Consider the following 12678-nt stretch of genomic DNA (forward strand, 5'->3'; position numbering starts at 1 on the left):
TTATTGTATTTATAAGTTTTTATAGTAAAAATTTTCAAGATAGATATTTTAAAAAATTTAATTAATTTTATATATTTATAGAATTTTTATAATTCTATTTTTTTATTTTTTTAAAGATTATGAGAATTTAATAATTCTGATAAATTTGCAGATGCTTCTTCTACACTAATTTTTTGATTAATATGATGTTTATTTTTTATATTATGTTTTTTACAATACATATAATGATGAAATAATCTATTTTGATGATATTCGTAACCAGTTCCTGCTGGAATTAAACGTCCAACAATAACGTTTTCTTTTAATCCTCTTAATTCATCTATTTTTCCAGCTACAGCTGATTCTGTAAGAACTCTTGTAGTTTCTTGAAATGATGCAGCTGAAATAAAAGATTCAGTAGCTAAAGATGCTTTAGTAATTCCTAATAAATCTCTATTATATAAAATCATTTTTTTATGTTTCTTTTTTAAATCTATGTTTTTCATTCTAATTTTAAAATATTCTATTTGTTCTCCATCTAAAAATTCTGAATCACCATGATCGATAATAGTAGCTTTTCGTAACATTTGTCTAATAATTACTTCAATATGTTTATCATTAATTTTAACTCCTTGTAATCTATATACTTCTTGTACTTCATTTACAATATATCTTGTAACAGATTGTACTCCACGTAATCTTAAAATATCATGAGATGATTCCGGACCGTCAGAAATAATGTCTCCCTTTTCTACACGCTCTCCTTCAAAAACATTTAATTGTCTCCATTTTGGTATCATTTCTTCATATGTATTTTTTTTATTTAAAGAATTAATAATTAATCTTCTTTTTCCTTTTGTTTCTTTTCCAAAAGATATAATACCGTCTTTTTCAGCTAATATTGCGAGTTCTTTAGGTTTTCTTGCTTCGAAAAGATCTGCTACGCGAGGTAGACCACCTGTAATATCTTTTGTACTGACAGATTCTTGTGGAACTCGTGCTAATGTATCTCCAGATTTAATTTGTACTCCGTCATTTAATTGAACAATAGTTTTTCCAGGTAAAAAATATTGTGCAGGCATAGTAGTACCAGGAATAAAAACATCTGTACCATCTGCATGAATAATTTTGAGCGAAGGTCTTAATTCTTTACCTAAAGTATTTCTTTCTGCAACATCTAAAATTATTGTAGATGATAATCCAGTTAATTCATCTGTTTGTCTTATTATACTTTTCCCTTCTAACATATCTATAAATTTTAAATATCCATTAACTTCTGTAATTACTGGAATTGTATGTGGATCCCAAACAGCTACAATTTCTTTAGAATATACTTTTTCTCCATTTCTTTTTTCTAAAATAGCTCCATAAGGAATTTTATAACTTTCTTTAGTTTGACCTATTGAATCAATAATATTTAATTCTACATTACGAGCTGTAATAATTGTTTTTCCTAAGGAATTAATAACAGATTTAGCGCTACTTAGTTTTATTATTCCATCATTTTTAATTTGTATATTAGATTCTGTTGCAATTCTTGATGCTGCTCCTCCAATATGAAAAGTTCTCATAGTTAATTGTGTACCTGGTTCACCAATAGATTGCGCAGCAATAACACCAATTGCTTCTCCTTTTTGTACTAATTTTCCTCGTGCTAAATCTCGTCCATAACAATATGCACATACTCCAAAATTTGTTTCACAATGTACTACTGAACGTACTTCGACATTATCAATAGAATACATCTCTAAAATATCACAGTATTTTTCGTTTAATAAAGTATTTTTTTTAATTAATATTTCTTGTTGAGAATCATCTTTAAAAATATTATTTAATGTAACTCTTCCTAATACTCTATCTCTTAACGGTTCTTTTATATTTCCACCTTCAATTATAGAAGTCATCATAATTCCATTTTGAGTTTGACAATCATTTTCTGTCACTACAAGATCTTGAGCAACATCAACTAATCTACGTGTTAAATAACCAGAATTCGCAGTTTTTAAAGCTGTATCAGCTAATCCTTTTCTTGCTCCATGTGTAGAAATAAAATATTGTAAAACGTTTAATCCTTCTCTAAAATTTGCTGTAATTGGTGTTTCTATAATTGAACCATCTGGCTTAGCCATTAATCCTCTCATTCCAGCTAATTGTCTAATTTGAGCTGCTGATCCTCTTGCGCCAGAATCCGCCATAATAAAAATATTATTAAATGAACTTTGTTTTTTTATTTTTCCTCTTTTATTTTTAATATAAGTTGTAGATAAATTTTGCATCATAGCTTTAGAAACTTTTTCGTTGGCTGTGGACCAAATATCTATAACTTTATTATATCTTTCTCCGGCAGTGACTAATCCTGATTGAAATTGTTCTTGTATTTCTAAAACTTCTAATTTTGCTTCTTTTATAATGTTTGTTTTTTGTTTAGGAATTTCTATATCATCCATACCTACAGATGATCCAGATTTTGCTGCATATGCAAATCCAGTATACATTATTTGATCTGCAAAAATTACTGTTTTTTTAATACCTAAAATTCTATAACATGTGTTAATCATTTGAGAAATTGTATTTTTTCTTAGAGTTTTATTTACTAAATCAAATGATAAACCTTGAGGAACAATGTTCCATAATATAGATCTTCCAATAGTAGTTTTAATAATTTTTTTATTTTTAATTTGAATTTTTTTATTTTTTTTAAAATATTCAGTAATACGAACTTTAACAATTGAATGAAGATCTGCTAATCCTAATTGATATATTTTTTCAGCTTCTTTAGGTCCAGAAAGAAGCATATTTTCTCCTTTTCCATTAATTTTTTTTCTTGTCATATAATATAATCCAAGTACTACATCTTGAGAAGGCACAATAATTGGTTCACCGTTAGCTGGAGAGAGAATATTATTAGTAGACATCATTAAATTTTTGGCTTCTTTTTGCGCTTCTATAGTAAGTGGTATATGTACAGCCATCTGGTCTCCATCAAAATCTGCATTATATGCAGCACATACTAATGGATGTAATTGAATAGCTTTACCTTCAACTAGTATTGGTTTAAATGCTTGTATTCCTAATCTATGTAAAGTTGGTGCTCTATTTAATAAAACAGGATGTTTTTGAATTACTTCATCTAAAATATCCCATACGATAGGATCTTCTCTTTCGACCATTTTTTTTGCAGATTTTATTGTGTTTGCTAAATTTTTTCGTTCTAATTTACCATATATAAATGGTTTAAATAACTCTAAAGCCATTTTTTTTGGTAAACCGCATTGGTTTAATTTAAGATATGGCCCGACAGTAATCACTGATCTTCCCGAATAATCTACTCTTTTTCCAAGAAGATTTTGACGAAATCTACCTTGTTTTCCTTTAATCATATCCGCTAAAGATTTTAATGGTCTTTTATTAGAACCAATAATAGCTCTACCTCTTCTTCCATTATCTAGAAGCGCATCTACTGATTCTTGAAGCATTCTTTTTTCATTTCTTACAATAATATCTGGAGCAGATAATTCTAATAATCTTTTTAAACGATTATTACGATTAATTACACGTCTATATAAATCATTTAAATCAGACGTAGCAAATCTTCCACCATCTAATGGAACTAACGGTCTTAAATCTGGCGGTAAAATAGGTAAAACAGTTAAAATCATCCATTCCGGTTTATTTCTTGAATTTATAAAAGATTCAATGAGTTTAATTCTTTTAGTAGTTTTTTTTTTTTTCGTTTCTGAATGAGTTTTGTTTAATTCTTTTTTGAGTTTTTTATATTCTTTTTTTAAATTTATATTTCTTAAAAGATTCTGTATTGCTTCAGCGCCCATTTCTGCTTGGAAATCATCTCCAAATTCTTCTATTGCATCAGAATTTTGTTCTTCTGATAAAATTTTACCAATTTTTAAAGTAGTCATTCCACTATTTATTACTACATATGATTCAAAGTATAAGACACGTTCGATATCTCTTAATGGCATATCTAAGAGTAATCCAATTCTTGATGGTAAAGATTTTAAGAACCAAATATGAGCAATAGGAGAAGCAAGTTCTATATGACCCATTCTTTCTCTTCTTACTTTGCTTTGAGTAACTTCTACTCCACATTTTTCACAAACTACTCCTCTATGTTTTAATCTTTTATATTTTCCACATAAACATTCATAATCTTTAACCGGTCCAAAAATTCTAGCACAAAATAATCCGTCTCTTTCAGGTTTAAATGTTCTATAATTAATTGTTTCTGGTTTTTTGATTTCTCCATGTGACCAAGATCTAATAACTTCAGGCGAAGATAATGAAATTTGTATTGCATTAAAATCTTTAATATAATTTTTAGATTTGATAAATTTAAATAGTTCTTTCAAAAATTTTTTTCCTATATTTATAAATATTATTTTCAGAATTTTATGAGTTTAAATATAAAAAAATTTCTCTGGTTTAATTTTTTAACGCTATATTAATACCTAATGAACGAATTTCTTTTAATAAAACATTAAAAGATTCAGGCATTCCAGGTTCCATAATATGTTTTCCATCTACAATATTTTTATACATTTGAGTTCTTCCACTGACATCATCAGATTTTACAGTAAGCATTTCTTGTAATGTATAAGATGCTCCATAAGCTTCTAATGCCCATACTTCCATTTCTCCAAATCTTTGTCCTCCAAATTGTGCTTTTCCTCCTAACGGTTGCTGTGTAACTAAACTATATGATCCTGTAGAACGTGCATGCATTTTATCGTCTACTAAATGGTTTAATTTTAAAATATACATATATCCTACTGTTACTGGTCGTTCAAATTTTTCTCCTGTGCGTCCATCAAATAAAGAGATTTGACCAGAATCAGGAATATCAGCGAGTGATAAAAATGCTTTTATATCTTTTTCTTGCGCTCCATCGAAAACAGGTGTAGAAACAGGTATTCCTTTTTTATAATTTTCTGCTAAACATAAAATTTCTAAATCGGAAAATGTATCTAAATTGATTTTTTGACGTTTGTAGCTTCCTATATTAAATGTTTTTTGCATAAAAGATCTAATTTTAGAAATTTTTTTATATTTTTTTATAATTTTTTCTATTTTTTCACCTATTCCTCTTGCTGCCATACCTAAATGTGTTTCTAATATTTGCCCAATGTTCATTCTAGAAGGAACTCCTAATGGATTTAAAACAATATCTATTGGGATACCGTTTTTGTCATATGGCATATCTTCTACTGGATTAATTTTAGATATTACTCCTTTATTACCATGTCTTCCTGCCATTTTATCTCCTGTTTGTAAATATCTTTTAACAGCTAAATATACTTTCACTATTTTTAATATTCCAGGTGATAAGTCATCTCCTTTTTTAATTTTTTTTTTCTTATCTTGTATTTTTTTATGAAATTTTTTTGCAAGAAATTTATGCTTTTTTTGTAATTTTTTTAATACAATTTGTGCTTTTTTATTATTTAATTTTAAAAGAAAAAGTTTTTCTATAGATTGATTTTCAAAATTTTCATATAATACATTTTCTTTTATTAATAAAGATTTAACTTGTCTTAACAAATCTATTTCAAACATTTTTTTTTCTTCTAATAAATCTTTTTCAATTTGCTTAATTTGCATTTCTTCGATTTCAACTGTTCTTTTATCTTTTTTTATTCCATCTCGAGTAAAAATTTGAACATCAATTACAGTTCCAAAAACACCGTTAGGTACTCTTAATGAAGTATCTTTTACATCGGATGCTTTTTCTCCAAAAATTGCTCGCAGCAGTTTTTCTTCTGGAGTAAGTTGAGTTTCTCCTTTAGGTGTTACTTTTCCTACTAATATATCACCACCACATACTTCTGCTCCAATATATACAATTCCTGATTCATCTAATTTAGATAATGCGGATTCACCTATATTTGGTATATCTGCAGTAATTTCTTCTGATCCTAGTTTTGTATCTCTAGAAATACATGCTAATTCTTGAATATGAATACTTGTAAATCTATTTTCTATTACAACTTTTTCAGAAATAAGTATAGAATCTTCAAAATTGTAACCGTTCCAAGGCATAAATGCTACTCTCATGTTTTGCCCTAAAGCTAATTCTCCTAAATCAGTAGCTGGTCCGTCACTTAAAACATCTCCTTTGGTAATAATGTCATTTAAAGAAACGCAAGGAGTTTGATTAATACATGTATTTTGATTAGAACGTTTATATTTAATTAAATGATAAATGTCGATTCCAGCTTGATTTTTTTTAATTTCTTTTTTATTGACTTTAATTACTATTCTTGAAGCATCAATATAATTTACAACTCCTCCTCTTTTAGCAATTACTGTGACTCCAGAATCTATTGCAACTGATCTTTCCATTCCTGTTCCAACTAAAGGTTTTTCTGATTTAAGAACTGGAACAGCTTGTCTTTGCATATTTGCTCCCATTAGCGCACGATTTGCATCATCATGTTCTAAAAAAGGAATTAAAGATGCTCCTACAGATACCATTTGTTGATTAGATACATCCATATAATCTATTTGCTTTTTTTTAAATAATCTAGATTCATTTTTATATCTACATGTAATAAGCTTATCTATAATTTTATGTTTAGAATTTAAATTAGTATTTGCTTGCGCAATAATAAAATTTCCTTCTTCAATAGCAGATAAATATTCTATTTTTTCAGTGACATATCCATGAGATACTTTTCTATAAGGTGTTTCTAAAAATCCATATTTATTAGTGCGTGCATATACTGATAAAGAATTTATTAATCCAATATTTGGGCCTTCTGGTGTTTCAATAGGACATACTCTTCCATAATGTGTAGGATGTACATCTCTTACTTCAAACCCGGCTCTCTCACGTGTTAAACCACCTATACCAAGAGCAGAAATTCTTCTTTTATGAGTAATTTCTGAAAGAGGATTATTTTGATCCATAAATTGTGATAATTGACTAGATCCAAAAAATTCTTTTACAGCTGCAGAAATTGGTTTTGCATTTATCATATCTTGAGGCATTAAGATATCAACATCACCAATAGATAATCTTTCTTTTACAGCTCTTTCTACTCTGATTAATCCTACTCTAAACTGATTTTCGACCATTTCTCCTACTGATCGTACTCTTCTATTACCTAGATGGTCGATATCATCAATTTCTCCTTTTCCATTTCTAATATTAATTAATTTTTGAATTACATCAATAATATCTTTTTTATTAAGAATATTTTTTCCAGTAACTATTTTTCTAGAAACTGATCTATTAAATTTCATTCGTCCAACAGAAGATAAATCATATTTATCTTTTAAAAAAAACAAAGATTCAAATAATTTTTCAGAAGCTTCTTTTGTTGGTGGTTCTCCAGGTCGTAGCATTTTATAAATTTCAAATAAGGCACTAAATTTATCTGTAGTAACATCAATTTTTAATGTATCAGAAATGTATGGACCATGGTCTAAATCATTTGTGAATATTGTTTTTATTACATTAATATTAGATTTTTTTATATTTTGTATAATTTCTAAGGTTAATATAGAATTAGCAGAAATAATTAAGTTATTATTTTTATCAAAATAGTCTTGAGAAGATATTTTTCCAACAAGATATTCAATAGGCACATTAATAGAATTAATATTATTTTTTTTTAATTTTCTAATATGTTTTGCAGTAACTCTTTGATTTTTTTTTAAATATGTTATATTATTTTTTTTTATATTAAAGGCAATAGTTTCACCTCTTAATCGTTCTGCAAATAATTTCATTTTTAAAGATTTATTGTGAAATTTAAAAACATTTTTTTTAAAAAACATTTTTAATATCTCTTGTGTGTTATATCCTAACGCTTTTAGTAAAATAGTAACTGGAAATTTTCTTCGTCTATCAATTCTAACAAATAAATGATCTTTTGGGTCAAATTCGAAATCTAACCAAGATCCTCTATAAGGAATAATTCTGGCATTATATAATATTTTTCCTGATGAATGCGTTTTCCCTTTATCGCTATCAAAAAAAACACCTGGACTGCGATGTAATTGTGATACAACTACACGTTCAGTTCCATTGATAATAAAAGTTCCGTTTTTGGTCATAATAGGAATTTCTCCCATATACACTTCTTGTTCTTTAATATCTTTAATTTTTTTATTTAATATATCTTTTTCATATATAATTAAACGTAAAGTTACTTTTAATGGAACTGCATATGTTGTTCCTCTAATATGACATTCCATCATATTAAAACTTTTTTTTCCTAATCTATATTTTACATATTGAATTTCAGCACTTTCATTATAACTTTTTATAGGAAATACTGATTTTAAAGCTGATTCTATTCCATGTGCATGATTTTTTTTATGATCCATAAATTTTTTAAATGAATCAATTTGAATTGATAATAAGTAAGGAATATCTAAGACTTGTGGTTTTTGTCCAAAATCTTTTCTAATTCTTTTTTTTTCTGTATAGGAATAAACCATTGATTGTCTCTATTTAATAAAATTTTTGTTAAAGAAAATAAATTTCTTAAGGAAAAGAAATATTTTTAAAATTTTAAATAAATTTAAAATTTTTATATTAAAATATTTTATGCTGGTGATTGATTTCACCAGCTTGATTTAATAATTAATAAATTAGTAATATATTTTTATTATTTAATTTCAATTTCAGCTCCAGCGGTTTCCAACGTTTTTTTTAAAGATTCAGATTCTTCTTTATTAACTTTTTCTTTTAATAAAACTGGAGCTGATTCTACTAAATCTTTTGCTTCTTTTAGACCTAAACTAGTTAAGCTTCTTACAGCTCGTATTACAGAAACTTTATTTTTTCCGATTGATTTAATATGCACATTGAATTCTGTTTTTTCTTCTACTTTTTTAGCTTCTTGAGTATTATTATTTATTGTAATCACAGAAGATACATCAAATTTTTTCTCCATAGATTTAATTAAATCCATGACTTCCATTACAGACATTTTTGATACTGTTTTTAATATTTCTTCTTGAGTAATTGACATTTTTTTTCCTAATATAAATAAATTTTATTCTAATTTTTATCTTTTTTTATTTTAATAGCTCTTAAAATACGTACGAATTTTCCTATTGCTGCTTCTTTTAAAGTAAACATAAGTTTTTGTATAGATTCTTTATATGTAGGTATTAAAGCAAGTTTTTCTATATTTTTTGGATCAATAAATTTTCCTTCGAATGCAGCTCCTTTAATTTTAAAAGTTTTATTTTTTTTAGAAAATAAATATAATAATTTTGCTGCGCTTCCAGGATGATCTATTGAATGTGCAATTAAAGTAAATTTATGTAGTGTTTTTTTTAAACAATCAAAAGGTGTATTTTGAATTGCTTTTTTTAACAGAGTATTTTTAACTACGTTGATTTTTACTCTATTTTTTCTAGCTTTTTTACGTAGTATATTAATTTTATTTACGCTAATTTGATTTGAATTTGCTACTACTGCCGATAATGATTTTTTTGATATTTTTTTAATTTTTTCAATAATTATTTTTTTTTTTTGAAGATTAACTGACATTTTTACTCCTAGATTTTTTTGCAGAAATCCTTTATAATTATTTGAATAGGAAATTTAAATATATTTTTTCAAACTACAATAAAATTGAGCAAATTTATATTTTTTAGTTTATTTAAGTAATGTATTTAAGAATAATAAAATAAAAAACCTAATTTCTTACTAAAATATATAAAAATTAATTAAGAAACTAGGATATATTATATTTTTAAAAAAATATTTAATAATTTTATTCTAAAAAAGACTGTTCTAGTTCAATTGATTTACCCATCGTAGTCGTTAAGAATATTTTCTTTATATATATTCCTTTAGAAGCAGAAGGTTTTTGTTTTTTTAAAGCATTGATAAGATGTATTAAATTTTCTTTTATTTGATTTGTAGAAAAGTTTGTTTTACCAATAGAAGTATGTATAATTCCGTTTTTATCATTTTTGTATCTTATTTGTCCATTTTTTATTTCTTTTACTATATCAAAAATATTTGATGTAATTGTTCCGAGTTTATAACTTGGCATTAGTCCTTTTGGACCTAAAATAGATCCTAATAAACCAACTGTTTTCATAGATTCAGGTGTTGCTACAGTTACGTCAAATTTAATTTGATTATTTTTTATTTTTTGTGATAAATCTTCCATACCAATATATTCTGCTCCTGCTTTTTTTGCATCTTCTGCTTTTTTTCCATGTGCAAATACTGCCACTTTAATTTTTTTTCCAGTACCATGAGGTAGAGTTGTAGAACCTCTAATATTTTGATCAGTTTTTTTAGTATTAATTCCTAACATAATTGCTACATCAAAACTTTCAATAAATTTTTTTTTAGATTGATTTTTTAAATTTAAAATAGCATTTTCTAGTTCTTGGGTATTAATTTTTTTTTTATATATTTTAGAATTTTTATTTTTCATATTTTTTAAGAGCTTTCATCAATTTTTAAACCCATAGATTTTGCTGTTCCTATAATAGATTGACTAATTTTATCTAAGTTTGATCCAGTCATATCTGGTTCTTTAATTTTAGCTATTTCTTCTATTTGAGTTTTTTTTATTGTACCTACAAAATCAGTTTTAGGTTTTGTAGATCCAGTTTTTATACCTGCATATTTTTTTAATAATATAGATGCTGGAGGTGTTTTTGTAATAAATGTAAATGTTTTATCAGAAAATACACTAATTAATACGGGTGTTGGTAAACCTTTTTCTAATTTACTTGTTTCATTATTAAATTTCTTACAAAAATCCATTATATTTAAGCCTTTTTGACCTAATGCTGGACCTACTGGAGGACTAGGATTTGCTTGACCTGCTGGAATTTGTAATTTAATATATGCTGTTATTTTTTTCGACATTAATTTTCTCTTTTTTTATTTTAATATTTTATGTATTTTTTTCTACTTGATTAAAATCTAATTCTACAGGTGTAGATCGTCCAAATATAGATATTGATACTTTTAATCTGTTTTTATCATAATCAATAGTTTCTACAATTCCATTAAAATCTGAAAATGGTCCACTGTTTACTCGAATATTTTCTCCAGGTTCAAATAATGTTTTAGGTCTTGGTTTATTTCCAATTTGAAGTAATTTTTCTTTTATTTTTTGAATTTCTTTTTTATTAATTGGAAATGGTTTATCAGGAGATCCTCCAATGAATCCAATTACTTTAGGTATACTTTTTATTAAATACCAACTAAAATCATTTACAATCATTTTAATTAAAACATATCCTGGAAAAAATTTATATTCACTTTTTTTTCTTTTTCCTTTTTTAATTTCTATAACTTTTTCTGAAGGAATCATTATTTTTCCAAATATATTTTGAATATTTTTTTGTTTAATATGATCTTTTATAGATTTAGCGACTTTATTTTCAAATCCTGAATAAATTTGTATTGCATACCATTTTTTTTTTTTTGGTTTTTAATTTTCATTGTATAACCTATTTTATTTAATAGATGTAATAAAAGAAATAAGATAAAATATTATGTTGTCTAAACACCATAATATTATTGATATTAATATACTAATTAAAATGATAATAAATGTAGTATATAAAGTTTCTTGTTTTGATGGCCAGGTAATATTTTTTATTTCATAATTAATTTCTTTAAATATATTTTGTATATTATAAAGATATTTATTAATTATTAAAATTGTTATTATTGAAAATATGAGAGATATAAAAAAATTAATATATTTAAATTGTATAAAGAAAGGACAATATTTGTTTAAAAAAAAAGTTATTAAAAAAATAGAAAAAATAATTAGAATATTTTTTTTGTGTTTAAGAATTAAGTTTATTTTATCAATAATATTAGATTTCATGAGAAATCCTAAAAATAAAATTTTATAAATTTAAAAGATATAATTTAATGCTGATACCCAGATTTGAACTGGGGATCTCACCCTTACCAAGGGTGCGCTTTAAACCACTAAGCCATACCAGCTTTTATATTTATTCTTCTTATTGTCTTTTTTTTTAAAGTTATAATAGAGAATTGAGCGAACAGTGGGAATTGAACCCACATTATCAACTTGGAAGGTTGAGGTAATATCCTTTATACCATGCTCGCATATTTAAATGGTGGGAGAAGGATTCGAACCTTCGAAGTCTAAGACGTCAGATTTACAGTCTGCTCCCTTTGGCCGCTCGGGAATCCCACCTTTTATATTAATAATTAATACAAATAAAATTTTTTGCCGGCTACCGGAATCGAACTGGTGACCTACTGATTACAAGTCAGTTGCTCTACCGATTGAGCTAAGCCGGCAATATAAATTAATTTAAATATTTAATAAATTTTAATTAAATATTTTACATTAAGTGTATATTTTACTTTTTTTTTTTTAAAAAATCAAATACTTAAATATTCTTTTATTAAAATATTTTAAATAATTTTTAAATTAAATATGTATTTGAATGAAAAAATTTTTTAAAAAATAATTTTATGTATTTAAGTATTTTATATTTAAAAATATATTAAATTTAATTAAAAATTGTTACTAAAATGAAATTTTTAAATAAATTTTAAATATTTTTTTAATTTTATTAATATAATTAATATTTTTATATTATGGTAAAATACTAAAATTAAATAAAATTTTTTATGATGTATATTTATAAATTTTTATTAAAAAGTATAACATTTTTTAATTTTTTTATTTATATTATTTTAAA

The 12678-nt window shown here is 25.2% G+C and carries 8 protein-coding genes, 4 tRNA genes and 1 pseudogene; 1 reads left to right on the forward strand and 12 read right to left on the reverse strand.

Annotation, left to right across the window (positions count from 1 at the left end):
- Positions 1-110 precede the first annotated feature (110 nt).
- The 8 genes and pseudogenes from rpoC to secE form a co-directional block, all read right to left on the reverse strand.
- Positions 111-4346: a DNA-directed RNA polymerase subunit beta' gene (gene rpoC / locus AB4W57_RS00145; RefSeq protein WP_367677555.1), complete on the reverse strand. Its 4236-nt coding sequence runs from the start codon at positions 4344-4346 to the stop codon at positions 111-113.
- A 73-nt stretch (positions 4347-4419) separates the two neighbouring features.
- Positions 4420-8442, reverse strand: a complete 4023-nt coding sequence (rpoB, locus tag AB4W57_RS00150; RefSeq protein ID WP_367677556.1) for a DNA-directed RNA polymerase subunit beta — start codon at positions 8440-8442, stop codon at positions 4420-4422.
- 170 nt (positions 8443-8612) lie between these two features.
- Positions 8613-8978 carry a 50S ribosomal protein L7/L12 gene (gene rplL, locus AB4W57_RS00155; RefSeq protein WP_367677557.1) on the reverse strand — a complete coding sequence of 122 codons (366 nt, stop codon included), beginning with the start codon at positions 8976-8978 and terminating at the stop codon, positions 8613-8615.
- A gap of 29 nt (positions 8979-9007) precedes the next feature.
- Positions 9008-9505: a 50S ribosomal protein L10 gene (rplJ, locus tag AB4W57_RS00160; RefSeq protein WP_367677558.1), complete on the reverse strand. Its 498-nt coding sequence runs from the start codon at positions 9503-9505 to the stop codon at positions 9008-9010.
- A gap of 226 nt (positions 9506-9731) precedes the next feature.
- Positions 9732-10409 (reverse strand): 50S ribosomal protein L1, encoded by a 678-nt coding sequence (gene rplA, locus AB4W57_RS00165; RefSeq protein ID WP_367677559.1) that lies wholly within the window; start codon positions 10407-10409, stop codon positions 9732-9734.
- Positions 10410-10414: 5 nt separating this feature from the next.
- Complete coding sequence (gene rplK / locus AB4W57_RS00170) at positions 10415-10849, reverse strand: 50S ribosomal protein L11 (RefSeq protein WP_367677560.1); 435 nt, start codon at positions 10847-10849, stop codon at positions 10415-10417.
- 28 nt (positions 10850-10877) lie between these two features.
- Positions 10878-11411 (reverse strand): annotated as a pseudogene (gene nusG / locus AB4W57_RS00175) (transcription termination/antitermination protein NusG); the annotation flags it as partial.
- A 33-nt stretch (positions 11412-11444) separates the two neighbouring features.
- Positions 11445-11771: a preprotein translocase subunit SecE gene (secE, locus tag AB4W57_RS00180; protein WP_367677732.1), complete on the reverse strand. Its 327-nt coding sequence runs from the start codon at positions 11769-11771 to the stop codon at positions 11445-11447.
- Between secE and AB4W57_RS00185 the strand changes: the two genes are divergently transcribed.
- Positions 11725-11853 (forward strand): hypothetical protein, encoded by a 129-nt coding sequence (locus tag AB4W57_RS00185; RefSeq protein ID WP_367677734.1) that lies wholly within the window; start codon positions 11725-11727, stop codon positions 11851-11853. The two genes, secE and AB4W57_RS00185, sit on opposite strands and share 47 nt — an antisense overlap.
- 20 nt (positions 11854-11873) lie before the next feature.
- On the opposite strand, the gene AB4W57_RS00190 is transcribed toward AB4W57_RS00185, so the two are convergent.
- The 4 genes from AB4W57_RS00190 to AB4W57_RS00205 form a co-directional block, all read right to left on the reverse strand.
- Positions 11874-11947, reverse strand: a tRNA-Thr gene (locus tag AB4W57_RS00190).
- 54 nt (positions 11948-12001) lie between these two features.
- Positions 12002-12073, reverse strand: a tRNA-Gly gene (locus tag AB4W57_RS00195).
- Positions 12074-12082: 9 nt separating this feature from the next.
- A tRNA-Tyr gene (locus tag AB4W57_RS00200) sits at positions 12083-12164 on the reverse strand.
- Positions 12165-12198: 34 nt separating this feature from the next.
- A tRNA-Thr gene (locus tag AB4W57_RS00205) sits at positions 12199-12271 on the reverse strand.
- Positions 12272-12678 lie beyond the last annotated feature (407 nt).

Source organism: Buchnera aphidicola (Chaitophorus populicola), assembly GCF_964058995.1.
GTDB classification, from domain to species: domain Bacteria; phylum Pseudomonadota; class Gammaproteobacteria; order Enterobacterales; family Enterobacteriaceae; genus Buchnera_J; species Buchnera_J aphidicola_BO.